The following is a 25,919-nucleotide window of genomic DNA, read 5'->3' as shown; positions in this document are numbered from 1 at the left end:
GGGTGGTGGCTTGCAGCTGCTAGCTACCCCGAATGAGTGACAGATGGGCGGCGGCCGACTTGGACAGGCTCTCCAAGAGGGCTTCGCCCTTTTCTGCCGTTCCGAGCGACGGGCGGCCAATGATGCCGTTCCGGGTGTAGCCGGCCATACCCAGGGTGAGGAGGTGAGGGCGTTCCGGGGCGTCGTGGTCGTCGCCCTCGATGCCGTCGCGGACGAGGTGCGGCGCGCCGTGAAGGAGGAGGGACACCTCCAGCTCGCCGCCGTGCATGTCCTCGGCGCCGGTGCTTTCCAGGGCGGCGGCTTCGCGGGCGCGATGCCAGTCCTCGCGGACGGGGAAGAGAGCGACGCGCGGGCCGGAGGTGTTGGCCTCCTGGACCACATTCGAGAGGACGTAGTTCCCGCCGTGCCCGTTCACGATCAGCAGGCCGGGGACGCCGGACGCCCGGAGGGACTCCCATGTGTCGTTGATCACGGCGTAGAGCGTGGCCGCGCTGATGCTGACAGTGCCCGGCATGTGGGCGTGCTCGTGTGAGCAGGACAGCGTGATGGGCGGCAGAAGGAACAGGTCGTGGTCGGTGGCGATCCGCTGGGCGATCAGGCTGGCGACGATTGTGTCGGTCGTGAGCGGCAGATGATCGCCGTGCTGCTCGAAGCTGCCGACCGGTAGTACGGCGATCTTGGCGCCGCGCCGGCGTTCGTCCGCGGAGGTAGCGGCCGTGATCAGTGCGTCCATGGGCTCAGCCTCTCTCATCAGGTCATCAGCGGTCGAGAGGGGTCCCGCTGCTCATCAGGGTCAAGCGGCTGGTGAACGTGGCTACTTCGGGCACGGCGCTCCATCGTTGGAGGGCCTTGCCCGCGGCGGAGAGCTCGGACATCGCACGCGCCGACTCGGTGTCGATGGCGATCGACAGCGCGCGGTCGGCTGCAGCGGCCGCTTGCTCGGGTTCACCGGACACGGCGTAGGCCCGCGCCAGCCGGGAGAGATAGACGCCCTGGTCGTTGCGGTAGACCGGCGGCAGAACCCGGAGCTCCGCCTCGAACATGCCCACGGCCGTGTGTGGGTCGCCCAGCTCGATCAGGCAGTTCGCACGCTGCATCTCGATGTAAGTCGGCGTGCAGTACGCGAGATCAAGAGCGTCGTCGGCGTGTGAATCGTCCGGCGCGGCGGCGACCTCGTGAGCCTCGTCGAACTTCGCCTGTGCGAAGCGCGGGTTGCCCATCATCGCGTGGCCCTGCGCCTCCTGCTGCGCCGCCAGCGCCCGGATCCGGTGCGTGGCTCCGACCGACCGTTGAGCGGCGCGGGCGAGACTGACGGCCTTCTGGGCGTTGCGCTGTGCGGTGGCCTGGTTGCTCTTCCGGAAGAGCACGTAGGCGGCCATGACGTCGTCGCCGGCCTCCTGTGCCCACTCCATCGCGCGGTCCGACCAGTACAGGGCCTGCTCGAAGTGCCCGAGGTCCTGGTTCAGCCAGCCCAGGAACTCGGCGGTGCGGGCACCGATGGTGAGGAGTTCGTCGCGGGCGCTACCTCCGCTCTCCTGCTGGAGACGGTCGAGCAGCTGGACGTGCCGTGTCACCGCGTCGAGAGCGTGGTGGGAACCGAGAAGGTTTGCGGCCTTGTAGTGGCCAGGCATCGCACCGCGCAGATGGCTGACGAAGAGCTCGGGGTCGATCGGAGCATTGAGGCTCCGTCTGTCGGCAGACGGCTCGGGCAAGCAACGGCGAGGCCGCGGGATCGGCGCTTCCTGCTCCCACGGTCGGGAAGCCAGACCGAGCATGCTGCCGGGGAGACGTAGACCGTCCGCGATCCGCTCGATGAGGTCGATCTTTTCGATTCGGCGCTTCCCGGACATGACCTCGCCGACTCGGCTCGGTGTCATGTCACAGGCACGAGCGATGAGCGACGGGTAGATCCCGGCGGACTTGAGAAGTCGGAACACGGCGGGGAAGTCGCGTGCTAGACACGCAGCGATCATCTCCGGGTTGGACAACAGGCCCGCGGGAAGCCGGTCCGGTACACGTGCCTCGGCCACCATTGCCCCCGGCTGTCGATCCGTAGACGCTGCAAGCAAGTTGATTGCCTGTGAGTTTACCCACATTGGGTAATCAGCTTGGGTACGAAGTCCGCATTCCCTCCCGGCAACCTGGCGTCAAGGGCCGGAACGTCCAGGTTCGGGCCGCCCTTTGGCCATCGGGAGGCGTGCACGTGATCAGCTCGGGAGACTCCCGCGGCAGCTCCGAACCCTACGGTCCGGCCGTGGCGATACCCGCGTTCAAGGTCAAGCTCGCGCGGCACCGGAAGTCCGCCGCGGTAGCCAGAAGCCACCTGCGCGACTTCCTTGAGGACGTCCCGGGTGACGAGGCCTTCACGGGTGGCGGCCAGCTCGTGCTGAGCGAACTGGTGGCGAACGCGGTTGTGCATGCGCGGGTTTCGCCGGGGCGCGAGATCGCTGTCCGGTTCGAGATGGTGTGCGACCACCTGCGCATCGAGGTGCACGACGCGAGCAGCGAGAAACCGGCTATCCGGCGCGCCACCGGCTCCGGCGACATCTCGGGACGCGGGCTGAACCTGGTGGAAGCCCTGTCCCTGGAGTGGGGCCATTCGCCTCGGCTCGAAGGCATCGGAAAGATCGTTTGGGCCCTGATGGGCCCGGAAGGCGGTGTGGAATGAGCAGGAGGGCGTCCGGGGCGGTGTCGCGGTGCTTCTACTGCGGTGCGGGGCTGAGCAAGGCGCTGACCCGGTCCATCGTGGTGAACGGTCAGACGGTCGGCGTCCACAGGTGGCACCCGCGGCGCTCGGGGGAGGTGTCGGGTAAGTGATGCCGCTCGATGAGCACGGTGGGTCGGAGGCTGAGGCGGCCTCCCCGTATCCCTTCCCGGTGATCGCGGAAGTCCGCGGCGTCGCGGCGCCCGCGTACTTCAGCAGGCTGCCGGACGCGATGGCCGCGCTGCTGAAGACGCTCGACGCGCTTCCGCTCAGCCCGGACCAGCACGGCTACTTTGCCGAGCTGTTCGGGCCGTCGGAGACGCAGTCGGTCGGGCGCCGGCTCGCGACGCACGGCGAGGTGCGGGCCCTGGCCTTCCTCGACCTGACCCCGACCGTGGTCCGCCTGTACTCCGTCGGCCCCGGGACGTCCCGGTGATCCGGCACCTGCGGGCCTGGTGGGACCGGGTCTCGACCCGGTGGCTGCTGTACGGCCAGTTCTCCTGGCCGGCGCGGGCCGTCTCATCGAGCCGGCGGGCTGCGCACCGTGACGCGGTGGCGTGGTTCGCGGAGCCCGGGTTCGCCGAGGAGCAACGGTTGCTGCTCATGCGGCAGATCTGGCGGGAGAAGACCGGCGATGACGATCCGCTGCTCGACTTGACCGAGGCGGAGCTGTTCCGACGGATCTTCGCCTGCGAGGAGCCGAACTGGGACTGCACCTGACCTGATCAGGGACAACTGAAGACGTGCCGGACCACCCCGGAACCTTGGCGGGAGAGGGGTGGTCCGGTGGGTCGGAACCCGATGCCGATGGTATCGGGCTCCTCGGCATGTCTGTGCACGGATGGCCGGTTCGGTTCTTGACCAGGGGAGTTGAAGAACAGTTGGACGGGGACGACGACTTCGGTGCGGAGTTGGCGGCTAGCCTCGACCCGGACTCGTGGGTGTGGCTGCCGGGAGTGGACTACGCCGCGGGCTGGCGGGTCGCGAGACGGATGGCGGACGAGCTGAACTCCCTGTTTGCCACGTGTGGTGTGGACCGCCTGCAACTGCGGGCGATCGCCGATACCGATGCGCATGGTGGTGCGTTGGTTCGCCTGGAGGGCGTGCTAGAGGGGCGGATGAGCCTGCGCTACATAGCGGCGCACGTGCGCGCTGAGTCGGTCTGACCAGGGCCAGGGATGGCCATAGGCTTGTCTGCTGCCTTCTGCCTAAATCCGTCGGGCAGGTCGGATACGGTTGGTAGTCAGTTCGACGCCATCAGTTCACGGGGAGGGTCCATGGCGGCGGAAGGTTTCAAGGTCGACCTGGAGGCGCTGAAAACGGCCTCGTCGGGGATCGCCGACACGATGGTGAAGCTGAAGGTCAAGAAGGTCAGCGACCTCGACTCGAAGAAGGGCGACATCGGACACGGCCACCTGGCTGATGTCCTTGAGCACTTCTGCACCCGGTGGGAGATCGGTGTGGAGAACCTCGCAAAGGATGCGCAGGCCGTCTCAAAGCGGCTGGACGCATCGGTGAAGGCGTACCAGTCGATCGAAGGCGCGATCGTGGACGGCATGCTCGGGACTAGCAGCGGCGAGGATCCGGGGGCGAAGTAGTGGCAAAGGAACTGGGCCAGACGTCAGACCCCCACGAGCTCATTCCGGGGAACCCGGACGCGATTGATTCGACCTGCGCCTGGCTCACGGGCTACGGCGATACTCTCCACTCGGCCGGAATGGGCCTGAAGCGGATCGACACCGTTGAGGGGTGGTCGGGGCCGGCTGGTGAAGCATTCCGGAAGGCGTTCAAGGGGACACCTGGGAAATGGCTGGAGGCCGGTGACTGTTTCCATGCCGCTGCCAACGCACTGACTTCCTACCAGCATGCCCTGACTTGGGCCCAGGGGCAGGCGGCGGACGCGATCAAGCAGTGGGATGAGGCTCAGGCGGCGACAAGCACGGCTAAGGTCGAGCATGAGGAAGCCGAGAAGAACGCCGGCCACCCGGTGCAGTTCAACGACCCCGGCGACAGCAAGCGGGACGCCGCGCGACATACACTCGACAATGCGCGCAGCCAGCTCAAGACCGCTGGTGACAACGCGGCCAACAAGATTGCCAAGGCTCGCGACAAGGCGCCGGAGGAACCGGACTGGCTGGACGATGTCGGAGACTTCCTGTCCGACGCCGGCGACTTCCTGATGGACGTGGGCAAGACTGCCGCTGAAGACCTGGCTTCTGTTGGCAATGCCATGATCCACGATCCGGGGGCGACGCTTGAGGTCGCGGGGGGTCTAGGACTCGCGTTACTCGGCGCTGGCGGCGAAGTGGTGGGCACAGCTCTCGATGCCACGGGTGTGGGTGCGGTGATCGGCGTTCCGGCCAATGTGGTTTCCGCAAGTGCCATTGTCGGAGGGCTCTCTCTCGCCGGCGCCGGCATGGAACAGATCATGCAGGACGCGTCTGGGCCCGACCGGGTCAATATGCAAAGCAATGGCGGTGGCGGTGGCGGAGGGGGCATATGGAGCTCGACGCCGCCCGGGGAGACACCGCCCTCCGGGGCCGCTGATCCAGCGGCAAAGCCTACCGGGCGCGTCACCAATATTCCGAAGAATGCTGACGCCACGACACAGCGGTCCCTCGGCCGGGAGAACGAGTCGGCCGAGATCCTGGCACGGAACGGCTACAAGGTCGAACAGAATCCGAACGTCCCCGGTGCCAAGAATCCGGACTATCGTGTCGAGGGCGAAATCATGGACTGCATGTCACCCACGTCTGATAAACCCATCAATGTCACGACGGAAATGCAAAAGAAGGTCAACAAGGGCCAGGCCGACCGTATCGTCCTGAACATGCAGGACAGTCCCCTATCTCAAGCTGACATTCTGCAAGCACTGAAGGACAAGCCGGTCAATGGCCTCAGGGAGGTTAAGGTGATCGACCAGGCCGGCAACGTGGTTCACCTTTACCCCTGACCAGTAGAAGGACGAACATGGCTCTCTCTTACAGCCTCGAACTGGCGACCCCACTCTCCGTGAACGAGGTCGCCCAAAAGCTCAATGAGGTCGGCCAGTCGCTGCGACTGCTCGGCCCGACAATCGCCACCGCGGCGCTCGTCGGTGACGGCGTCGAAACGGCATATGGCACCTTGGTCTATGTCACCCCGATGACGCCGCTGCCCTGGGGCACCCCGCAAATTGGTGAGCACACCTTCTTGCCCACCATCATGGTGTCCTTCGACCTTGGGAAGGAAGGCGACATCATCGGCCAGCAGGACGACATGACACGTTTCGCTGTTGAGTTGCTCGCCCAGATCCCCGGCGACGCAGTCCTGCACTACGAATCGGAGGCCGTCTGGCTCGTGCGCCTGAACGGCGAACTGAGCTTGAGTGAGCACGGTGATATCTGGCCGCCGAACCGCCTCTCGGGTATTTCGGGGCCGTATCGCCGAAAGAACTACGAGTACTCTGTTCAGGACTGAGCGCCCGTTGTGCCCTGGGAGGGGGGCTTGTCGACCCTTTTTCCTCCTGAATAAGGCCCCCCGACACGGCTGATCTGGACACCGGGCTCCAGGGCGGTGGAGCGGTTTTGGCCGGTGTCCTGCCTGGTTTGGGGTCGAGCATGATCGGGGGGCCGTAAGCTGCTGCGACTCGGTCAGGGCTTTTGGGCCTGACCGCAGTTTGGCCGAGTGGCCCCCCGTTCTTGCTCGACGCGGGTCCCGGGCCAGGGAGGTGGGTAAAACCGTGGAGCCGCCCGGCATCAGCCATGGCGCGGCAGCCGGCGGACCGAGAGGCCGGTTTGTGCGGGTGGGCCAGGCGCCCGGCCCGGAACGGCCGCAAGGCCGCATGCCCGGCCGGGGCGGCTGGGGCCGCCCCGGCGGCGCGAATGCGCCGCCGCTTGAGTAAGTAGAGAAGGTATGCGACAGCCCCCGCGCCCGGTGTGGACGTGGGGGCTGGGTCGTGTTCGGGGCGGGTGACTAGCGGGTGGCCGTCGCGGTCCGGGGCTCGATGTCGTAGGTGAGCGCGGCGGTTTCGGCGCCGAGCCGGGTCTCTTCGAGGATGAGGGGTCGCCCGGTCGCCCGGTCGTAGGTGATGCGGTGGGCGACCAGGAGGACCGCGGCTTCCGAGAGGCGCAGGGCTTCGCGCTCGTCGGGTTGAGGGATGCGGGCGCTCACTCGCTCGTGCCAGGCGATGTCGTGTCCGGCACCGGTGAGCAGCGTGTAGGCCTCGGCCGGGGTGACGTCGGGGTGCTGGGCGAGTGGCGTGGCCTCGATGTGTTCCATCGGGAGCAGGAGGCGGTGAAGGGCGCGGCCGTCGCCGGTGGGGTCGGTGATGAGGCGGTCGCAGCCGAGCATCAGTTCGTCCTGGTCCATCTCCAGCAGCGGCGCGGTGATGGCGTCGGTGCGGGTCCGGTAGACGGTGGGCTCTTCGCCCTGCCGGAACCACGCGTCGATGGGGGTCTCGTACGCGTCGGCCTGGCAGGTGACGGTGCGTTCCAGGGAGCCGCTGGGTCCGTGGACGGCCGTACGGACGAAGGTGCCGCGGCCCTGCTTCACGTCCAGCTGGCCTTCGCTGCGGAGGGCGGCGACAGCAAGCCTGACGGTTGGTCGGGAGACGCCGTACTTCTGGGCGAGGTCGGTTTCCGTGGGCAGCTGCGTGCCGGGCGGCCACTCGCCGGCGGCGATGGACTGTCGCATCGCCGCCGCCACCTGCTTGTGCAGTGCCTCGTTCCGGATGATCGCCATAGTGTTGACCCCTTGTGCGGGCGCCGGGGGAGGGGGCCCGCCTCGTGTCGCGTGGTTGTCGAGAGTTCGTCTGTGGTCGTTTGCCCAGCTCGGGCCGCGTGTCTAGGTCAGTCGTCAGTCGGTAGCCGTTAAACGTAAGCATGAATCGCTTGCGCCGGGGCGTCAAGGAAGGGCATCATCTCGGGACCAAAGGTAAGTACGTTTGACGACTGACGTCAGATGGCCTTTGGTGCCAGAGGAGTGTGCGCTCATGCAGTCCATTCCCGTTGACGGAACCCGGCTCGGCACGATGACCTGCATCGTTGCCCCCGAAGCCCGGATCGCGAACCGCGACACCGGGGAGGTGCGCAAGGACCGGGAGGGCCAGACCGTCTACACGGTCGGGGTCGCGGTCCGCCAGGACGGCCGGCGGGCCTCGATCATCGAGATCAGCGTGTCCGGCGAACCGGTCGGAGTCGTGGAGGGCGTGCGGGTGCGCGTCACCGGCCTGACCGCCTTCTCGTGGGCGATGGGGGACCGGCACGGCCTGTCCTTCCGCGCCGACGCCATCACCCCCGTTCCGGCGGTGGCCCCGGCGGCCTCCCGCAAGGGCGGCGACGCCTGATGAGCAGCGCGACGCGCGTGAAGCTGCGCGGCATGCTGCGCGAACTCGGGGACCTGGCCAAAGAGGTCGACCCGTTCGGCCGGGACGACGAAGGCGCCCCGCTGTTCGACCACATCGCCACCATCGCGACCAGGGCCGCCGGTCAGGCCCGCGACCTGGAGACCGAGGTTCACAACACGGCCATGGAGAACGGGGGCGGCGGTGATCGTTCTCCAGCTTCTCTGGGTGGTGCTGCTGGCTGCGGTGCTGATCCTGCTCGCCACGGCTCCGGGCCTCCGGCGCAACTACCCCTACGTCTGGTGGTGCCTGCTCGGCTACCCGGTCGCGGTCGTCCGGGTCCGGGTGACGTGGCGGCGGCTGACCGTGAACCTCGGCCTCGCGGTGGCCAGGCGTCCCGGGCGAGCGCTGCTCGGAGACATGGTGGTGCGCGGTGATCCGCTGCGGCCGGTCCCGCCCCGGCTGGGCATCCCGAAGCTGAGGCGCGGCGGCCTGGACGTCGCGGTGCGGCTGCACCCGGGGCAGGTGCCGGAGCACTTCATCTCGGCCGTGGAAGCGCTCACGCACGCCTGGCGGGTCCATGCGGTTCGAGTGGCTTCGGACGAGCGCGGGTTCGTGACCCTGTCCGCGCTCGCCTGGGACCCGCTCCGGGCACCGGTCGTGCCGTACCAGCTGAAGCAGCGCGTGTTGCGGGCGGTGGTCGGCCTGCTGGAGGACGGCCGCGCCTGGGCGATCGACTTCCGGCGCGCCCCGCACTGGCTGATCGTCGGCGCGACCCGCTCCGGCAAGTCGACCCTGATCGCCTCATTGGTGAAGGAACTCGCCCCGCAACGGGTCGCCCTGTTCGGCATCGACCTCAAGGGCGGCATGGAGCTGTCGCTGTTCGAAGACCGGCTGTCGGCTCTCGCCTCCACCCGGGCGCAAGCCGCCAACCTGCTCGCGGAACTGGTCGCGGAGACCGAAGCGCGCATGGAACTCTGCCGCTCGGTCGGCGCCCGCTCGGTCTGGGACCTGCCCGCCAAGCTCCGCAAGATGCCCGTCGTCCTGATCGTGGACGAGGTCGCGGAGCTGTACCTGGTCGCGACCAGGGACGACAAGGCCGAAGTCGGGGAGATCTCCACCAACCTGCTCCGGCTCGCCCAGCTCGGCGCGGCCCTCGGCGTTCACCTGGTCATCGCCGGACAGCGGGTCGGCTCCGACCTCGGCCCCGGTGTCACCGCCCTCCGAGCCCAGTTGGCCGGCCGCATCTGCCACCGGGTGAGCGACCCCGCGACGGCGGAGATGGCGCTCGGGGACCTCAACAGGGACGCCCTCGAAGCCGCCCAACGGATCACCCTCGCCGAACAGGGCGTCGCCATCACCGCCGACACCGACGGCAGGTGGACGAGGGCCCGCTCCATCCACGTCACCCCCGACCAGGCCCGCCGAACCGCCAGGAAGCACGCCCGGCTCGCGCCCACCTGGCCCGGCCTCCACCAGACGGACGAACCGAGTGAAGGGGTCTACGTCTGATGGACATGACCGCGGTGCTGATCGCCTTCCTCGCCGTCGTCACCTATCTCCTGGTCCGCTCCGGCGAACTGCGCACCTGGCACATCGTCCTGGTCGGCCTCCTCGGCATCTACCTCGACCGCATCGGCTGGACCGACCCCGTCGTCCACGCCGTCACGTGGATCCTCCAAGGCCTCACCCACACCGCCTGAAAGACGTGATCACCGTGCCACCCCACCCAACCCCCACCGGCGGCCTGATCCCCGACCGCCGGACCGGTTCCACCCGTCCCATCGCTGCCCCCGGCCGAGCCGCCACACCCGTGGCCCGGCCGGGGCCCGGCAACCCCTGGCCCTGGAGACACCCACCATGACCCGCACCAACCCGCACAACGACCCCGCCGCACGCCGCGCCCTCCTCGACCGGGAAGCGCGGTTGCGCCAACTACCCATCATCGACCGCGATTTGGTTCGTCTCGGCGAGATGCCGGACGTCCGTCGCTGGCTGGAACAGATCCGCGCCACCGGTGGCTGCGCCGAACCCGTCTACCTCGCTGGGCACACCACCACCCTCGACTCCGCCACCGGCGAAGTCCTGCGTCACTTCACCACTGCCACCGAGCCCGGCGGCCGGCTCGCGGTCCGCTGCCGCAACCGCAGGGCCACCCGCTGCGCGCCCTGCTCGCGTGAGCACAGCGGAGACACCTTCCACCTCGTTCGCTCCGGCCTCGTCGGCGGAAAGGGCATCCCCGAGACGGTCCGGAGGCACCCGCGGCTGTTCATCACTCTGACCGCCCCCTCCTTCGGACCGGTCCATCGCGGCGGCGACTGCCACCCGGCCCGGCGCCGCCGCTGCGAACACGGTGGCCGGCATGGCTGCGGCCGAGCCCACCCGGAGACGGACCCGCTCATCGGCCAGCCGCTCTGCGCCGACTGCTACGACTACCCGGGCCACATCCTGTGGAACGCCATGGCTCCGGCGCTGTGGAAGGCCTTCCGCGACAACCTCTACAACCACCTCGCCGCCCGGGTGGGCGTCGGCAGGTCGGAGGTGCGCACCTTGGTTCGGGTATCCGCTGCCAAGGTCGCTGAGTACCAGAAGCGCGGCGCCGTCCACTTCCACGCCGTCGTCAGACTCGACGGACCCGATGGGGCCACCAGCCCACCTCCGCTGTGGGCCACGGGCGCCCTTCTCCTGGAGACCGTCCACTCGGCGGCTGCCGCTGTGGCACTGCCGGGTCCCGACTCGGATGCCTACAGCGGCGGGCGGCTCAGCTTCGGCACCCAGCTCGACGCGCACCCCCTCACCAACGGGGACGGCGGACGACTCACCGACGACGCCGTGGCCGCTTACGTAGCCAAGTACACGAGCAAGAGTGTGGAAGCTGCCGGTGCGGTCGACCGGCGCATCGAGTCCATCGCCGATATACGGGCCCTGCGAGTCAGCCGGCACGTTCGGGCGCTCATCGCCACCGCCTGGCGCCTCGGGGGGCTGCCAGAACTCCAGCACATGCGGCTCCAGGCCTGGGCTCACATGCTCGGGTACCGAGGACATTGCCTCACCAAGACCCGGGCCTACTCCACTACATATGGGCAGCTCCGGGCGGCCCGTGCCGAACACGCTCGCGGTCTGTACGCCGACTGGGACAGCGAGACCGTGGCCGAAGGCGCCTGGCGCTTCGTCGGGACCGGCCATTCCCCGGCCGAAGCACTCATCGCGGCCGGCATCGCCGAAGACCTCGCCACCAACCGGGAAGTCGCCCGCGAAGAGGCGGGCACGGTGGATCGGGACAGGGGGAGAGCGTGACAGCCCAGCGCGCTGATCTCCGACCGACGGCCGAGCCTCGGACGGCAGGATCGGTCCCGCGGCGGCAGACGGTGCCCCGGGCCCTGACCATCGAGAGCGAGATCGTCATCGTGGACGATGAGGGCCACGAAGAGCCGTACGACCGGACAAAGCACTGAGCGAATGGAAGCCCCCGGCCTCGATGACCGGGGGCTTCCGCATGGTCGCCGCTCGTCAGAGCTTGCTGGCGAAGTCGTCTTCCTTGACGATCAGCCGGTCGCGGTAGTCCTTGGGGATCATGAGCCGCAGCTTGATCGCGGGAGCACGCTGACCCTTGACCTTGGTGCGGGTGACTTCACAGCGGATTCCCACCCTCAGGAGGTCCGCGGCCATGGCCTCGGTGCCGCCCTCCTCCCACTGCTGCCGGAACGTCTTCCCGTTGGCCACGTTCACCCACCGGTCCTCGGTGGTCTCGGGATCGATCTCGCCGAGTTCAGTGATCAGCTTGTCCAGCGTCTCCTCCGCCTGCTCACGCGTGAAGCGGGTCTTGGCGTACCGGCCGCCGGGCTCCAGCTCCTTCATGTAGTAGGAGACGGACTCCTCAAGCTGCGCCACCTGGGCGCGTGCCTCTGCACCCCGGGCGTACTCGCGCACCTGCACGGGCTCATCGCCGAGGACCGACAGCACGTCGAGGACGAGCTTGGCGTTGATCACGTCGGGGTTGGGAGCGCCCAAGCCTCCGCCCTTGCAGCCCTGGCACCGCAGGTACTCGTACATCCGATCCTTGACGCGGTTCCGCTGCTCCAGCATGTTCGTCCCGCAGTCGACACAGAAGAAGACCCCGAGGAACGTCGTGGCACCACCGGGCCTGCGCTGCGGCTGGTTCTTGCTGCGCTTGTCGAGATCCGCCTGGAGCTCGTCGAACTCCTCGTCGGCGAAGACAGCCTCCGCGACCTTGATGGGCTTCCCGGCCTTGTCCAGGACGAGCTTGGACCGGCGGGCGCCGCCCTTCTTCTCCTCTTCCACCCGGTAGCCCATCAAGGCGGGGTTGCGGAGCTGGCGCAGGAGGGTCGTAGCCGTGAGGCCGTCGCTGACGAGGCTCGCGCGCTTCAACAGCCTCACCATGCGGGTAGCGGAGACGCCTCGACGGGCCATGCGTCGGCACCAGTGCAGGGCTATGTGCGCGTCGGCCTCGATGACAAGGACGACATTCCCGTTCTCGTCCTCGGCGGTGGTGTATCCGAAGGCCGGCTTGCCGACAAGCCAGGCGGACTGGGTCTTCGCGTAGTCCCAGAGGCTCGCGACGCGTGTGCTCGTGTTGGTGGCCTCGATCTCCGCGATGCCGCCGATCAGCGTCACCAGGATCTTGCCGACGACGGTGGTCAGATCGATCGAGTCGTGCTTGGAGACCAGGTTCTTCCCGTACTTCAACGCCCAGTCGATCATCGTGTGCAGGTCGGACAGCCGACGGATGAACCGGTCGAGCTTCCAGAACAGCAGCACGTCGAACTCCGGCGCCCGGTTGTTGAGCCAGTCGCCCAGCTGCTTCCGCTTCCACGGGGGCACCTTCGTGGCCGATACGTTCAGGTCGCTGGCGACGCCGACCACGCGGCAGCCCCGGTTCAGGGCCTCGCGGCGGAGGTCGAGCTCCTGGCGGACGGGGGAGGTGGTGTCTTCCGTCAGTACGGACAGCCGGACCGAGAGCAGCGCCCGTGGCGCGTCCGTCGGAAGGGTGGCCTCTGCTTTCTTCAGCTGCTCCAACAACGCCAGATCCGCGGCGGTCCATTCGGCCTCGACCGTGTACGCCTTCTGCTGCGTGGCACGTGCCGTTCGGGTGCGCTTCGCCATGTCGGTGACCCCCTCGCCAGTTTTGGGACTGCCTCCATTTAGCCGCAGATGGACACCCACATCCAGATCGGCCCCACCGGCAAGAAGATGCTGCCGCTGACGGTCGTCAACAAGTAGCCGTCGGTCGGCGGCGGCGACGTCGGCGAGTGACGGTCCCCACACCCCGGGCCCCCGGTCGGAACCTTCCGGCCGGGGGCCTCCGGTTCGCGGCTGACCACCGGCTGACCAGGCGCTGACCAGGGGCGGAGCGAGCGGGCCGGCGGGGCGCGTACCCTTTGAGGTGACAGAGTCCGGACAGTGGCGGGAACACGTCACGCCGGACGGGGACAACTGACTAAGGACTGAGCGACCCTGGCACGCCGTACGCCCGACGGTCCGCCGCCCGCGCCGACGGTGCAGCGGATCCGTCTCCGCTACACCAAGCGCGGCCGGCTCCGCTTCACCAGCCACCGCGACTTCCAGCGCGCCTTCGAGCGCGCCCTGCGCCGGTCCGCCGTTCCGATGGCCTACTCGGCCGGCTTCACCCCGCACCCGAAGGTCTCCTACGCCAACGCCGCCCCCACCGGGGTGGCGAGCGAGGCAGAGTACCTGGAGATCGGCCTGGCCGCCGTCCGCGACCCCGAGCAGCTTCGGGCGCAGCTGGACGAGTCGCTGCCGGCAGGCTTGGACGTGATCGACGCGGTCGAGGTGCGGACGCCGAACTTCGTGGAGCGCCTGGAGGCCTCCGAGTGGCTCGTCCGGCTCGACGGCGTCGAGCCGCAGCAGGCGGCCGACGCGGCGTCGCGCTTCCTCGCCGAGGAGCGGGTCGAGGTCGAACGCCTCACCAAGAACGGCGTGCGGGTCTTCGACGCGCGCGGTGCGGTGGCGGCGCTCGACGTCCTCCCGCCCCAGGTCGACGGCGGTGCGGACACGGCGACCGGAACCGACCGCGATGTTCGGACCGGCCGTCCCTGTGCGATACTGCGCCTGGTAGTACGACACGCCACACCCGCCGTACGACCCGACGACGTATTGTCCGGTCTCCGTGCGACGGCCGACCTGGCGCCGCCGGTCCCCGCAGAGGTGACCAGGCTGGCGCAGGGGCCGCTCGACGAGGGGACCGGCACGGTGACCGACCCGCTGGCGCTCGACCGCGCCGCGGCCCAGGCCGGCTCGGAGCCGGGCGCCGGGCCGCGCGCTACCGCGCCCGCCTAGCGGGCGGAGGCCGGGTCCAGTGCCTCACTGGGCCCGACGGTCCTCCAGGGTTCCCGCGGCTCCCCAGGGGAGCGAGCGTCGTCGCAGCACAGGCCTGCCACCCGGGGCCTGCCGGCAAGAAGGCCGGCGGGCCCGGGGCCCGGTCCGGGAGCCACCCGGGGTTGGGGGACGGCGCAGCTTGGGAAAACCTCAGAAGACTGGTCAGACCAGAAGACTTTCGACACCCCGCCGAGCGCGGGGCGCCGAGCGAGACTACGAGCCCCTGTGCGGCCTCGCGTCCGCACGGCGGCACCGTGAATGGGTCCGGCCCGAGCATCGTCGCGATGCCGGCCGCCCACCGGTGCCGCGCCGTGCCCGGATGCGGAGCCCGGGGGCCTGACGGGAGATCCACCCGCATGCTCGATAACACCGATCCGCAGCAGACTGCGGCCACGGAACACGACGAAACCGCCGCGACCGGCAGCGAGGGCGCGTCCGCCGCGCCGCCGCGCCGCCGTCGCCGCGCGGTCTCCCGCCCGGCGGGCACCCCGCAGGGTGCGGCCGCCGAGGCGGCCGAGACCGTCCTGCCGGCCGAGACGCCCGCGGCCGAGGCCGCTCCGGCGCCGGCCGCCGAGCCGGTCGCCGAGAAGCCCGCCCGGGCCCGTCGGACCCGCAAGCGGGCCGAGGCCCCGGCCGGGACGCCGGAGGCGACCCCGGCCGCGGTCACCGCGCCGGAGGCCGACCAGGCCCCCGCGGCCGAGGCCGCCGCCGAGACGCCGGCCGAGCCGGTCGCCGAGAAGCCCGCCCGGGCCCGCCGGACCCGCAAGCGCGCCGAGGCCCCGGCCGGTGCGCCCGCCGCCGAGGCGCCCGCTGCCGAAGCCCCCACCGCACCGGCCCCGGCCGTCGAGACCCCGGCCCCCGCCGCCGCCGAGCCGGCGGCCGAGGAGGCCCCCGCCGCTCCGGCTCGCCGCCCCCGCCGCCGTCGCGTGGTCGAGGCCGCGCCGGTCGTCGAGGCCCCGGTCGAGGAGCCGGCCGCCGAGCAGCCGCAGGCCGAGGAGCCCGCTGTCGAGGAGCCGGAGGAGGAGGCCGCCGAGGCTGCCGCTCCGGTGGCCGAGCCCGCCCCCGCTCCGGCCGCCGAGGCCGAGCCGCACCACCGGGTGCGCCGTCGCGCCGTGCGCCCGGCCACCGCGGTCTTCCAGGCCCCGGTCTTCCAGGAGCCGGCCCCCTACGTCGCGCCGACCGCGCCGCAGCAGCCCGCCGCCGCCCCGGCGCCGGTCGAGGCTCCGGCTCCGGCCCCGGTCGAGGCCGAGGCCGGGCACGAGGAGGACGAGTACGAGTACAGCGGTGTCGGCCGCCGCCGCCGGGTCCGCACCCGGGTCGAGCCGGGCCGCCGCAAGGCTGCCGCCGCCAAGCAGGCTGCCGAGAAGCCCGCCGCCAAGCCCGCCGCCGCCGCCAAGCCGGTCGCCGAGGCGCCGGTCGCCGCCGCTCCGGTCGAGGCCCCGGCCGTCGAGGCCCCCGCCGCCGGTCCGGAGACCGAGGGCGACTGGGAGGACGACGGCCGTCCGTCGCGCCGTCGTCGCCGGGGCGGCCGTCGCCGCCGCCGTGGCGAGGCCGAGGACTTCGAGGCCGCCGAGGCCGAGCAGCCCGTCGCCGAGGAGCCGGCCGAGGCCGACGACGAGGAGGGCGAGGAGGACGACGAGCTGGCCGCGGGCCTGTCCTCGTCCCGTCGCCGCCGTCGCCGCCGCCGTCGCAGCGGTGAGGCCGGCGCCGTCGAGGCCGCCGAGACCACCGAGGACGGCGTCCGCACCGTCGTGAAGGTGCGCGAGCCGCGCCGCCGCTCCACCGAGCCGTCGTTCGACCCGGACGAGGTGCAGTCCATCAAGGGTTCGACCCGTCTGGAGGCGAAGAAGCAGCGCCGCCGCGAGGGCCGCGAGCTGGGCCGCCGCCGGGTGCCGATCATCACCGAGGCCGAGTTCCTGGCCCGCCGCGAGTCGGTCGAGCGCGTCATGGTGGTGCGCCAGAACGGCCAGCGCACCCAGATCGGCGTCCTGGAGGACGGCGTGCTCGTCGAGCACTACGTCAACAAGGAGCAGGCCACCTCGTACGTCGGCAACGTCTACCTGGGCAAGGTCCAGAACGTGCTGCCGTCGATGGAGGCCGCCTTCGTCGACATCGGCAAGGGCCGCAACGCGGTGCTGTACGCCGGTGAGGTCAACTTCGGTGCGCTGGGCCACGGCGGCCCGCGCCGGATCGAGTCCGTGCTGAAGTCCGGCCAGTCCGTGCTGGTGCAGGTCTCCAAGGACCCGATCGGCCACAAGGGCGCCCGCCTGACCAGCCAGATCTCGCTGCCCGGCCGCTACCTGGTGTACGTGCCCGAGGGCTCGATGACCGGCATCTCGCGCAAGCTGCCGGAGAACGAGCGCGCCCGCCTGAAGCAGATCCTCAAGAAGATCGTCCCGGACGACGCGGGCGTCATCGTGCGCACCGCCGCCGAGGGCGCCTCCGAGGAGGAGCTGACCCGCGACGTCCAGCGCCTCCAGCAGCAGTGGGAGGACATCCAGAAGAAGGCCGCGACCGGCAACGCCCCGGCGCTGCTGTACGGCGAGCCGGACATGACCGTCCGGGTCGTCCGCGACATCTTCAACGAGGACTTCACCAAGGTCATCGTCTCCGGCGACGAGGCGTGGAAGACCATCCACGAGTACGTCTCCAACGTGGCCCCGGACCTCGCCGAGCGCCTCCAGCGGTGGACCTCCGAGGTGGACGTCTTCGCGACCTACCGGATCGACGAGCAGCTGATGAAGGCGCTGGACCGCAAGGTCTGGCTGCCCAGCGGCGGTTCGCTGGTGATCGACCGCACCGAGGCGATGGTCGTCATCGACGTCAACACCGGGAAGTTCGTCGGCCAGGGCGGCAACCTGGAGGAGACGGTCACCCGCAACAACATCGAGGCGGCCGAGGAGATCGTGCGCCAGCTGCGGCTGCGCGACCTCGGCGGCATCATCGTGATCGACTTCATCGACATGGTGCTGGAGTCCAACCGCGACCTGGTGCTGCGCCGTCTGCTGGAGTGCCTGGGCCGGGACCGGACCAAGCACCAGGTGGCCGAGGTCACCTCGCTGGGCCTGGTCCAGATGACCCGCAAGCGGGTCGGCCAGGGCCTGCTGGAGTCCTTCTCCGAGGCCTGCGTGCACTGCAACGGCCGCGGTGTGATCGTCCACATGGAGCAGCCGAGCGCCCACGTCCACGCCCCGTCCGCCCCGGCGGGCGAGGCCGGCAGCGGCAAGCGCCGTCGCCGGGGCAAGGGCGGCGCGGGCCACGAGGAGGCGCAGGTCGTCGAGGCCGTCGTGACCGAGTCGGTGGCCGAGATCGCCGAGCTGCCGGGCGAGCCGGTGCGCGAGGAGATCGAGGGCCAGCTGGCGCTTGAGGTCCCGGGCGCCGAGGCCGAGGTCGAGGCTCCGGCCGTCGTCGAGCCGGTCGTGGAGCAGGCCCCGCCGGCCGCTCCGGCGGGCCGTCCGCGCCGCCGCGCGGTGCGCAAGGCCACGGCTCCGGCGGGCTCGCCGGACACCGCCGAGATCGTGGTGCTGCAGGCGAAGGCCGAGGCGGCGCTGGAGGCGGCCCTGGAGGCCGCATCCCCGGCCGTGGCGGAAGCCGCCGCCGAGCCGGTCGTCGTCGCGCAGGCCACGGTCGTCGAGGCCCCGGCCGAGGAGGCCGTCGAGGCTCCCGCCGCCGAGGCACCGGTCGCGGAGGCCGCCACCGAGGAGGCCGCCACCGAGGAGGCCGCCGCCGAGGAGGCGCCGGCACCGAAGAAGCGGGCCGCCCGCAAGACCGCCGCGAAGAAGACCGCCGCCAAGAAGACGACCACGGCGGCCAAGAAGACCACCGCCCGCAAGACCGCGACCAAGCGGACGAGCGCGGCGGCCAAGAAGGCCGCGGCCGCCGAGGGTGATACGGCAGCCGAGTAGTGCCCACGCCCGGGGCGGGAGCGATCCCGCCCCGGGTCGTACGGGCCGGTTTGCCCCCCGGGCGGCCGGTCCGTATTCTTGACCATCGGCGTGTCTACGCCATGCTCCCGAGCACATCACCTTCCCGAGGTCGCCGCGTCCGCGCGGAGAGCCGGGGAGAGGCTCCTGTGTCCGTACCCAGGTGGCTGGCGTCGGGGGTTCCGACCGAGCAAGGAAAGCAGGTACCGCATGTACGCGATCGTTCGCGCAGGCGGCCGCCAGCACAAGGTCGCCGTCGGCGACGTGCTGGAGATCGACCGTATCGAGGCCAAGCCGGGTGACTCGGTCGAGCTCTCGACCATCCTCGTCGTCGACGGTGACGCCGTCACCTCCGACCCGTGGGTCCTGGCCGGCGTGAAGGCTCACGCCGAGGTGGTCGACCAGACCAAGGGTGACAAGATCGTCATCCTGCGTTACAAGAACAAGACCGGCTACCGCCGTCGTCAGGGCCACCGCCAGAAGCACACCGCGGTGCGCATCACCAGCATCGACTCGGTCAGCAAGTAAGGGGATAGCGAGATATGGCACACAAGAAGGGCGCAAGCTCTACCCGTAACGGCCGTGACTCGAACGCCCAGCGCCTCGGCGTGAAGCGCTTCGGCGGCCAGGTCGTCTCGGCCGGCGAGATCCTCGTCCGCCAGCGTGGCACCCACTTCCACCCGGGTGCGGGCGTCGGTCGCGGTGGCGACGACACCCTGTTCGCGCTGACCGCCGGTGCCGTGCAGTTCGGCAACCGTCGCGGCCGCAAGGTCGTCAACATCGTGGCCGTCGAGGCCTGAGTCCCAGCGGACTCCCGAGTCGTATGACTCACAGTGAAGGGTGGGCCGGAATTCTCCGGTCCACCCTTCACGCTTTACGCAGGTAGAAGCAGACTCTCGCGCACTGGAGGCACACCCATGACCACCTTCGTGGACCGCGTCGAACTTCACGTCGCCGCGGGTAACGGGGGCCACGGCTGCGCCTCCGTGCACCGCGAGAAGTTCAAGCCGCTCGGCGGCCCGGACGGCGGCAACGGCGGTGAGGGCGGCAGCGTCATCCTCACCGTGGACTCGCAGGTCACCACCCTGCTGGAGTACCACCACTCGCCCAAGCGCAAGGCCACCAACGGCAAGCCGGGCGCCGGCGGCAACCGCACCGGCGCCGACGGCCAGGACCTCGTCCTCCTCGTGCCGGACGGCACCGTGGTGCTGGACCGCAAGGGCGAGGTGCTCGCCGACCTGGTCGGGCACGGCACCAGCTTCATCGCCGCCCAGGGCGGCCGCGGCGGCCTCGGCAACGCCGCGCTGGCCTCGGCCCGCCGCAAGGCGCCCGGCTTCGCGCTGCTCGGCGAGCCCGGCGAGGCCCGTGACATCGTCATGGAGCTCAAGTCCGTCGCCGACGTGGCCCTGGTGGGCTACCCGAGCGCCGGCAAGTCCTCGCTGATCTCGGTGCTCTCCGCCGCCAAGCCGAAGATCGCGGACTACCCGTTCACCACCCTGATCCCCAACCTGGGCGTGGTCACCGCGGGCGAGACTGTCTACACCATCGCCGACGTGCCCGGCCTGATCCCGGGCGCCAGCCAGGGCCGCGGCCTGGGCCTGGAGTTCCTGCGGCACGTCGAGCGCTGCTCGGTGCTGGTGCACGTGCTGGACTGCGCCACCCTGGAGCCCGGCCGCGACCCGCTGACCGACCTGGAGACCATCGAGGCCGAGCTCGCCGAGTACGGCGGCCTGGAGGACCGTCCGCGCCTGGTCGCGCTCAACAAGGTGGACGTGCCGGACGGCCAGGACATCGCGGACCTGACCCGCGCCTCCCTGGAGGAGCGCGGCTACCGGGTGTTCGAGGTCTCCGCCGCCTCCCGCAAGGGCCTGCGCGAGCTGAGCTTCGCGGTGGCCGGGATCGTCGCCGAGGCGCGCGCCGCCAAGCCGGCCGAGGAGTCCACCCGGATCGTGCTGCGGCCCAAGGCCGTCGACGACGCGGGCTTCACCATCACCGAGGAGGACGGCGCCTACCGCATCCGCGGCGTCAAGCCGGAGCGCTGGGTCCGCCAGACCGACTTCTCCAACGACGAGGCCGTCGGCTACCTCGCCGACCGGCTGGCCCGCCTCGGTGTCGAGGACCAGCTGTGGAAGTCCGGGGCGCACGAGGGCGACACCGTCATCATCGGCCCGGACGAGAACGCCGTCGTCTTCGACTGGGAGCCGACCATGGCCGCCGGTGCCGAGATGCTCGGCCGCCGCGGTGAGGACCACCGCTTCGAGTCGCCCCGCCCGGCGGTCGACCGCCGCCGCGAGAAGCAGAAGGGCCGGGACGCGGCGGAGGCCGAGTTCCTCGCATTCGAGGCGCTGTCCAGCGGCCGCCAGGCCGCCATCGAGGGCGACGACGACGAGGACTGAGCCCGCTCGGACCGGCTGACGCGAACGGCCCCCGCCACCTGTCGAGGTGGCGGGGGCCGTTCCCGTGCTCAGGGCCGATGGTGCGTCACTTCGCCCAGGAGGCCTGGATCTTGTTGATGTCGGTCGCGTCCCCGTAGCCGACCAGCGCGGGGGTGGCACCCGCCGGGAAGCTGAAGATGTCGCAGCCCTTGAACTCGACGCCCTTCGTGGCACCCGAGAAGCTCGGGGTGCTGCACTTGGCGATCGGAGTGCCGGCGGAGTTGGCGAAGTTGGCCGGCTTGCCGTCCGTGGCGTAGAGCCGGAACTTGGAGTTCGGGGCGGCGAAGGTCAGCTTGGAGTCGCCGAGGTTCTTCATCGTCCAGCTGACGTAGAAGATCGAGCGGCCTTCCAGGCCGACGGTGGAGGCCTTGGCGTCCTGGAAGTCCTTGATGGAGCCCGGAACGATGCCGGTGACGTTGATCTCCAGCTTGGCGGCGGCCTTGAAGTCCTTGTCCGCGAAGTCCACGGTGGCCGGCTGGCCGAACTTCACCGCGGTGGGAGCCTGCGGCAGGCCCTGGCCGCCGCCGGCGCCGCCGCCGGTCGCGTCGGCCCCGCCGGTCGCGGCTCCGCCCGTGGCAGCACCGCCGGTGGCAGCACCGCCGGTGGCAGCGCCGCCCGTGGCAGCGCCGGCGGCACCGCCCGTCGGGGCGGCGGTCGAACCGCCGGTGGCGCCGCCGGTCGCGGCACCCCCGGTCGCGGCACCGCCGGTGGCGCCCGGAGCGCCCGAAGTCGGCGCCGGAGCGGCACCGGTGGAACCGCCCGACGGAGCGGCCGGGTCGGCGTTGTCCGGGCCACAGGCCGCGAGCGACAGCGCGGTGGCCGCCGCCAGGGCGGCGACGGTCAGCTTGGTGGTGTACGAACGCATGATGCGCTTTTCTCCCGGGCGCGCGACCGCGAACCGTTGCCGGCCTGCCCAGTGCGGCGCCGCCCTCTCGTGACAGCAAGGGTCGAAGACGAAATGGGTCCAGCGGGCAAGAAGCCGTCCCCCGATCTGGCTTTCGGTCAGGGACCATACCAGCCATCCGGATTGCCGGACCGGCTGTGGCAGGCCCGTGACCAGCCCGGGTCCAGCCGGTGAAACTCCCTGCGGGAGACCTGCGCGGATCGCGTAGATTTCGGGAGTGACGGCCGGGCCCGGGCCCGCCGTACCCGCACCACACCGGAAGGGCGTACAGCGAGATGAGCGAGGACTCTCTGCGGGAGGAGGTGCTGACCGCACGGCGGATCGTGGTCAAGGTCGGCTCCTCCTCACTCACCACGGCGGCCGGCGGCCTGGACGCCGACCGCGTCGACGCCCTGGTCGACGCGATCGCCAAGGTGCGCAGCCGCCCCGACGCCCCGGAGGTCGTGCTCGTCTCCTCCGGTGCCATCGCCGCCGGACTCGCCCCGCTCGGCCTGGACAAGCGACCCAAGGACCTGGCCCGCCAGCAGGCCGCCGCCAGCGTCGGCCAGGGACTGCTGGTCGCCCGGTACACCGCCTCCTTCGCCCGGTACGGCATCCGCGTCGGCCAGGTGCTGCTCACCGCCGAGGACGCCAGCCGCCGCGCCCACTACCGCAACGCCTACCGCACCCTGGACCAGCTGCTGGCGATGGGCGCGATGCCGATCGTCAACGAGAACGACACCGTCGCCACCGCCGAAATCAAGTTCGGTGACAACGACCGGCTCGCCGCGCTCGTCGCCCACCTCGTCCGGGCCGACCTGCTCGTCCTGCTCTCCGACGTGGACGGCCTCTACGACGGCGACCCCTCCCGCCCCGGCACCAGCCGGATCGCGCGGGTGAGCGGCCCGCACGACCTCGACGGCATCGAGATCGGCAGCGCGGGCAAGGCCGGGGTCGGCACCGGCGGCATGGTCACCAAGGTCGAGGCGGCCCGGATCGCCACCGGCGCGGGCATCCCGGTGGTGCTCACCGCGGCCAGCCAGGCCGCCGACGCGCTGGCCGGCCGACCCACCGGCACGCTCTTCCTGCGCACCGGCGCCCGCACCTCCGACCGGATGCTCTGGCTCGCCCACGCGAGCAGCCCGCGCGGCACCCTGCACCTGGACGCGGGCGCCGTCGAGGCGGTCGTCTCCGGCGGCGCCTCGCTGCTGCCCGCCGGGGTCACCAAGGTCGACGGGGACTTCGCCGCGGGTGATCCGGTGGACCTTCTTGCCGAAAACGGCCACATCGTGGCTCGCGGACTGGTCAACTTTGATGCGAGGGAGTTGCCCCGCCTGCTCGGCCGGTCCACCCGCGACCTGGCCCAGGAGTTCGGCGCCGCGTACGAGCGCGAGGTCGTCCACCGCGACGACCTGGTCGTTCTGCGCGGCTGACCGCTCGGCGGGCCGGCACCGGCCGCCGGCCGATCGGCGCAGTGCGGACGGCGGGCCGCTCCGTACCGGGAGCGGCCCGGCCACGGGCGAGGAGGGGCGCAGCCGTACCGGTCGGCCGAGAGGCCGACGGGGCGGTGGGGACGACACGAGATCGCCGAACAGGAGGCCGCCGGTGGAACGCAGGCGCGAGGCAGCGCTGACCGGAGGGACGGCGGGCCGGCGGCTGACCAGCATCGACGGCGGACGCGGGGACGGCCCCGCCGAGCCGACCGGTCGGCCGCCCCAGGGGCCCGCCGGGATGCGCAGGCTGCGGACCCAGCGCGCGGACGCCGCGGAGCCGCCCACCGTGCCCGAGCAGGCGCGGCTGTGGCACGTGGTGCTGAGCGTGTCCGGGGAGGCCACCCAGCTGTCCTCGCTGCGCGCCTCACTGGAGAGACTGGCGCACGACCACTCGTTCTTCCTGACCGCCCGCTACGCGGCCGACCACGCCGAGATCCGCTACTGGGAGCAGGCCCGGGACCTGCACGACGCGGCGGCGATCGCGCTGCGGCTCTGGGGCGAGCACAAGGTCACCGCGAACCTGCCGCCGTGGGAGATCGTCGGGCTGGAGGTGGTCGACCGGGCGACGTACCACAAGCGGGTGGCGGAGGGCTTCGGCGATCCGCCGCCGCACCTGGGCGGCGTGCACCCGTACTGACCGGACCGTCCCGGGCGGCCGCTGTTCGCCATGCGGAACGCGGGAGGCCCGGGCGGGCGCAGTCGCTACCCTTGGCGGCATGACCAGCGACCTCGCCACCGCCGACAGCCCCGTCCTCGCCGTAGCGCGCCGAGCCCGGGAGGCGGCCGCCGCGCTCGCTCCGCTGCCGCGCAGGGCGAAGGACGCCGCGCTGCTGGCGATCGCGGACGCGCTGGTGGCCCGCAGCGCGGAGATCGTCGCGGCCAACGCCGAGGACGTCGCCCGGGCCCGCGAGGCCGGAACGGCCGAGTCGGTGATCGACCGGCTGACCCTCACCGGGGAGCGGATCGCCGCGATCGCCTCTGACGTGCGCGACGTGGCCGGCCTGCCCGACCCGGTCGGCGAGGTCGTCCGCGGCTACACCCTGCCGAACGGCCTGGACGTGCGGCAGGTACGGGTGCCGCTCGGCGTGGTCGGCATCATCTACGAGGCCCGCCCGAACGTCACCGCCGACGCCGCCGCACTCTGCCTCAAGTCGGGCAACGCGGCGCTGCTGCGCGGCTCGGCCTCGGCCTACCGCTCCAACACCGCGCTCGTCGCCGTGGTGCGGGACGCCCTCGCCGCGGCCGGGCTGCCCGCCGACGCGGTCCAGCTGGTGCCGGGGGAGAGCCGCGACTCCGTGCAGGAGCTGATGCGCGCCCGCGGCCTCGTCGACGTGCTGATCCCGCGCGGCGGCGCCTCGCTCATCCGCACCGTGGTCGAGGGCTCGACCGTCCCGGTGATCGAGACCGGCACCGGCAACTGCCACGTGTACGTGGACGCCGACACCGACCTGGCGATGGCCGTCGGCATCCTGCTCAACTCCAAGGCGCAGCGGGTCAGCGTCTGCAACGCGGCCGAGACGCTGCTGGTCCACCAGGACGTCGCGGACGCCTTCCTGCCGCTCGCGCTGGCCGCCCTGGCCGAGGCCGGGGTGACCGTGCACGGCGACGAGGCGGTACTCAAGGCCGCCGAGGGCGGTCCGGCGACCGTGGTGCCCGCGACCGACGAGGACTGGGGCGCCGAGTACCTCTCGTACGACCTGGCCGCGGCCGTGGTGCCCTCGCTGGACGCCGCCGTCGCGCACATCCGCCGCTGGTCCTCCGGCCACACCGAGGCGATCGTCACCACCTCGCAGGCCGCCGCCCGGCGCTTCACCCAGCTGGTCGACTCGACCACGGTGGCCGTCAACGCCTCCACCCGTTTCACCGACGGCGGCGAGTTCGGCTTCGGCGCGGAGATCGGCATCTCCACCCAGAAGCTGCACGCCCGCGGCCCGATGGGCCTGCCCGAGCTGACCAGCACCAAGTACATCGTCACCGGTGACGGGCACGTGCGGGGCGAGGCGACGCAGACCGTCGGCGGGGACCCGAACGCCCGCTGAGCCGCGGCCCGCGAGCCGGCCGTCACACGTGTGACGGACCAACTGCCGGGAGCCACAGACAAAACGCCCGGCCGGTAATACGCTGAATCCGTGGCTGAGGATGTGGGGGGCTTGCCGTACCCCGACGGCGCCGACCACGGTGGTGCGGACGACGAGTTCGCCACCGTGGTCTTCGATGAGGCCTTCGTCCGGTCCGCCGCCGTGCACGAGCCGACTGCCAAGGAGCGGCAACTCGCCGCCGCCGAGGCCCGGTTCGAGCCGGACACCGCGGGCCCGGGCTGGGGCTACGACGTCTCGGCCGGGGAGGGGCTCCCGTTGGAGCTGCGCCCGTACCCGAGCGGACTCGACGAGGACCACCACTACCCGGACCCCTGGTCGGGACCGGGCCGGACGACCGACCGGCGCAGCCGGCGCCGGTGGCGGCGCGGCTACGACCCGGTGCGCGCCCGCGGCCGGTACGTGGCCCAGCAGCGCTGGCACCGGCCGGTGGCCTGGGTGCTCGCCGTGATCATGGGCGTGAGCCTGGTGGCGGTCGCGGTCGCGGCGATCTACCAGGGCGTGGGCGGTTCCTCGGACACGCCCCGCAGACCGGAGTCGGGCAGCAGCAGCGCCGGGGTGGACCCGCGCCCCGCGCCCGCCGAGCCGTCGTTGGTGGTCACCGCACCGGCGGGCTAGCCGCCGGACGCCGCACGGGCGCACGCCCCGGGGCGGGTGGTCACGGAGCGTCCCCGGGAATCTGCGCGGGGACCCTCGTGGCAGCGC

The 25,919-nt window shown here is 71.2% G+C and carries 25 protein-coding genes; 20 read left to right on the top strand and 5 right to left on the bottom strand.

Features of this window, described 5'->3' with window-relative positions:
• Window positions 1-19: 19 nt before the first annotated feature.
• Both ABT048_RS35045 and ABT048_RS35040 read right to left on the bottom strand, forming a co-directional pair.
• Window positions 20-733 carry a creatininase family protein gene (locus ABT048_RS35045; protein ID WP_350525643.1) on the bottom strand — a complete coding sequence of 238 codons (714 nt, stop codon included), beginning with the start codon at window positions 731-733 and terminating at the stop codon, window positions 20-22.
• Window positions 734-758: 25 nt separating this feature from the next.
• Entirely contained in the window at window positions 759-2,033 is a 1,275-nt protein-coding gene (locus ABT048_RS35040) for an NsdA family TPR-like regulatory protein (protein ID WP_350525642.1), read from the bottom strand.
• A gap of 221 nt (window positions 2,034-2,254) precedes the next feature.
• Here ABT048_RS35040 and ABT048_RS35035 point away from each other — a divergent pair, with 221 nt between their 5' ends.
• The 7 genes from ABT048_RS35035 to ABT048_RS35005 all read left to right on the top strand — a co-directional run bounded on the left by ABT048_RS35035 (window position 2,255) and on the right by ABT048_RS35005 (window position 6,163).
• Window positions 2,255-2,668: an ATP-binding protein gene (locus tag ABT048_RS35035; RefSeq protein ID WP_350525641.1), complete on the top strand. Its 414-nt coding sequence runs from the start codon at window positions 2,255-2,257 to the stop codon at window positions 2,666-2,668.
• Between the two features lie 208 nt (window positions 2,669-2,876).
• Window positions 2,877-3,140, top strand: coding sequence for a hypothetical protein (locus ABT048_RS35030; RefSeq protein WP_350525640.1), 264 nt, complete (start codon window positions 2,877-2,879; stop codon window positions 3,138-3,140).
• Entirely contained in the window at window positions 3,137-3,424 is a 288-nt protein-coding gene (locus ABT048_RS35025; protein ID WP_350525639.1) for a hypothetical protein, read from the top strand. Before ABT048_RS35030 ends, ABT048_RS35025 begins: the two co-directional genes overlap by 4 nt.
• 161 nt (window positions 3,425-3,585) lie before the next feature.
• Complete coding sequence (locus ABT048_RS35020; protein ID WP_350525638.1) at window positions 3,586-3,870, top strand: hypothetical protein; 285 nt, start codon at window positions 3,586-3,588, stop codon at window positions 3,868-3,870.
• A 111-nt stretch (window positions 3,871-3,981) separates the two neighbouring features.
• Window positions 3,982-4,302, top strand: a complete 321-nt coding sequence (locus ABT048_RS35015) for a hypothetical protein (RefSeq protein WP_350525637.1) — start codon at window positions 3,982-3,984, stop codon at window positions 4,300-4,302.
• The gene (locus ABT048_RS35010; RefSeq protein ID WP_350525636.1) at window positions 4,302-5,657 is read left to right on the top strand and encodes a putative T7SS-secreted protein; all 1,356 of its coding nucleotides are present in this window, start codon (window positions 4,302-4,304) and stop codon (window positions 5,655-5,657) included. The genes ABT048_RS35015 and ABT048_RS35010 overlap by 1 nt, the downstream gene beginning before the upstream one ends.
• Before the next feature lie 17 nt (window positions 5,658-5,674).
• Complete coding sequence (locus ABT048_RS35005; protein ID WP_350525635.1) at window positions 5,675-6,163, top strand: SitI3 family protein; 489 nt, start codon at window positions 5,675-5,677, stop codon at window positions 6,161-6,163.
• A gap of 495 nt (window positions 6,164-6,658) precedes the next feature.
• Here ABT048_RS35005 and ABT048_RS35000 read toward each other — a convergent pair whose 3' ends face one another.
• Window positions 6,659-7,426 (bottom strand): GntR family transcriptional regulator, encoded by a 768-nt coding sequence (locus ABT048_RS35000; RefSeq protein WP_350525634.1) that lies wholly within the window; start codon window positions 7,424-7,426, stop codon window positions 6,659-6,661.
• A 250-nt stretch (window positions 7,427-7,676) separates the two neighbouring features.
• Between ABT048_RS35000 and ABT048_RS34995 the strand changes: the two genes are divergently transcribed.
• From ABT048_RS34995 to ABT048_RS34980, 4 genes are all read left to right on the top strand, one after another.
• Window positions 7,677-8,030 carry an SCO3933 family regulatory protein gene (locus tag ABT048_RS34995; protein WP_350525633.1) on the top strand — a complete coding sequence of 118 codons (354 nt, stop codon included), beginning with the start codon at window positions 7,677-7,679 and terminating at the stop codon, window positions 8,028-8,030.
• A gap of 201 nt (window positions 8,031-8,231) precedes the next feature.
• Window positions 8,232-9,539, top strand: coding sequence for an FtsK/SpoIIIE domain-containing protein (locus ABT048_RS34990; protein ID WP_350525632.1), 1,308 nt, complete (start codon window positions 8,232-8,234; stop codon window positions 9,537-9,539).
• A complete protein-coding gene (locus ABT048_RS34985) occupies window positions 9,539-9,730 on the top strand; it encodes a hypothetical protein (protein ID WP_350525631.1) in 192 nt (63 codons plus the stop codon). Before ABT048_RS34990 ends, ABT048_RS34985 begins: the two co-directional genes overlap by 1 nt.
• A gap of 157 nt (window positions 9,731-9,887) precedes the next feature.
• Window positions 9,888-11,324, top strand: a complete 1,437-nt coding sequence (locus ABT048_RS34980) for a replication initiator (RefSeq protein WP_350525630.1) — start codon at window positions 9,888-9,890, stop codon at window positions 11,322-11,324.
• Window positions 11,325-11,537: 213 nt separating this feature from the next.
• On the opposite strand, the gene ABT048_RS34975 is transcribed toward ABT048_RS34980, so the two are convergent.
• Complete coding sequence (locus tag ABT048_RS34975) at window positions 11,538-13,151, bottom strand: recombinase family protein (RefSeq protein WP_350525629.1); 1,614 nt, start codon at window positions 13,149-13,151, stop codon at window positions 11,538-11,540.
• A gap of 393 nt (window positions 13,152-13,544) precedes the next feature.
• Between ABT048_RS34975 and ABT048_RS34970 the strand changes: the two genes are divergently transcribed.
• The 5 genes from ABT048_RS34970 (at window position 13,545) to obgE (ending at window position 20,703) form a co-directional block, all read left to right on the top strand.
• Window positions 13,545-14,345 carry a TIGR03936 family radical SAM-associated protein gene (locus ABT048_RS34970; RefSeq protein WP_350525628.1) on the top strand — a complete coding sequence of 267 codons (801 nt, stop codon included), beginning with the start codon at window positions 13,545-13,547 and terminating at the stop codon, window positions 14,343-14,345.
• Between the two features lie 395 nt (window positions 14,346-14,740).
• On the top strand, window positions 14,741-18,289 hold the full coding sequence (locus ABT048_RS34965) for an Rne/Rng family ribonuclease (protein ID WP_350525627.1): 3,549 nt from the start codon (window positions 14,741-14,743) through the stop codon (window positions 18,287-18,289).
• A 228-nt stretch (window positions 18,290-18,517) separates the two neighbouring features.
• Window positions 18,518-18,835: a 50S ribosomal protein L21 gene (gene rplU, locus ABT048_RS34960; RefSeq protein ID WP_030233759.1), complete on the top strand. Its 318-nt coding sequence runs from the start codon at window positions 18,518-18,520 to the stop codon at window positions 18,833-18,835.
• Window positions 18,836-18,849: 14 nt separating this feature from the next.
• A complete protein-coding gene (gene rpmA, locus ABT048_RS34955; RefSeq protein WP_030058248.1) occupies window positions 18,850-19,107 on the top strand; it encodes a 50S ribosomal protein L27 in 258 nt (85 codons plus the stop codon).
• 117 nt (window positions 19,108-19,224) lie between these two features.
• Window positions 19,225-20,703 (top strand): GTPase ObgE, encoded by a 1,479-nt coding sequence (gene obgE / locus ABT048_RS34950; protein WP_350525626.1) that lies wholly within the window; start codon window positions 19,225-19,227, stop codon window positions 20,701-20,703.
• 85 nt (window positions 20,704-20,788) lie between these two features.
• Here obgE and ABT048_RS34945 read toward each other — a convergent pair whose 3' ends face one another.
• On the bottom strand, window positions 20,789-21,607 hold the full coding sequence (locus ABT048_RS34945; RefSeq protein ID WP_350525625.1) for a hypothetical protein: 819 nt from the start codon (window positions 21,605-21,607) through the stop codon (window positions 20,789-20,791).
• Window positions 21,608-21,921: 314 nt separating this feature from the next.
• Here ABT048_RS34945 and proB point away from each other — a divergent pair, with 314 nt between their 5' ends.
• The 4 genes from proB (at window position 21,922) to ABT048_RS34925 (ending at window position 25,832) form a co-directional block, all read left to right on the top strand.
• Window positions 21,922-23,058: a glutamate 5-kinase gene (gene proB, locus ABT048_RS34940; protein ID WP_350525624.1), complete on the top strand. Its 1,137-nt coding sequence runs from the start codon at window positions 21,922-21,924 to the stop codon at window positions 23,056-23,058.
• Between the two features lie 172 nt (window positions 23,059-23,230).
• Window positions 23,231-23,755: a DUF8830 family protein gene (locus ABT048_RS34935; protein ID WP_502894108.1), complete on the top strand. Its 525-nt coding sequence runs from the start codon at window positions 23,231-23,233 to the stop codon at window positions 23,753-23,755.
• 79 nt (window positions 23,756-23,834) lie between these two features.
• Complete coding sequence (locus ABT048_RS34930) at window positions 23,835-25,157, top strand: glutamate-5-semialdehyde dehydrogenase (protein WP_350525623.1); 1,323 nt, start codon at window positions 23,835-23,837, stop codon at window positions 25,155-25,157.
• Window positions 25,158-25,259: 102 nt separating this feature from the next.
• Window positions 25,260-25,832: an SCO2584 family spore wall biosynthesis protein gene (locus tag ABT048_RS34925; RefSeq protein WP_502894109.1), complete on the top strand. Its 573-nt coding sequence runs from the start codon at window positions 25,260-25,262 to the stop codon at window positions 25,830-25,832.
• Window positions 25,833-25,919 lie beyond the last annotated feature (87 nt).

Source organism: Kitasatospora sp. NPDC096140 (assembly GCF_040303045.1).
In the GTDB taxonomy this organism is placed as follows: domain Bacteria; phylum Actinomycetota; class Actinomycetes; order Streptomycetales; family Streptomycetaceae; genus Kitasatospora.
This window is presented reverse-complemented; position numbering and strand designations above follow the sequence as displayed.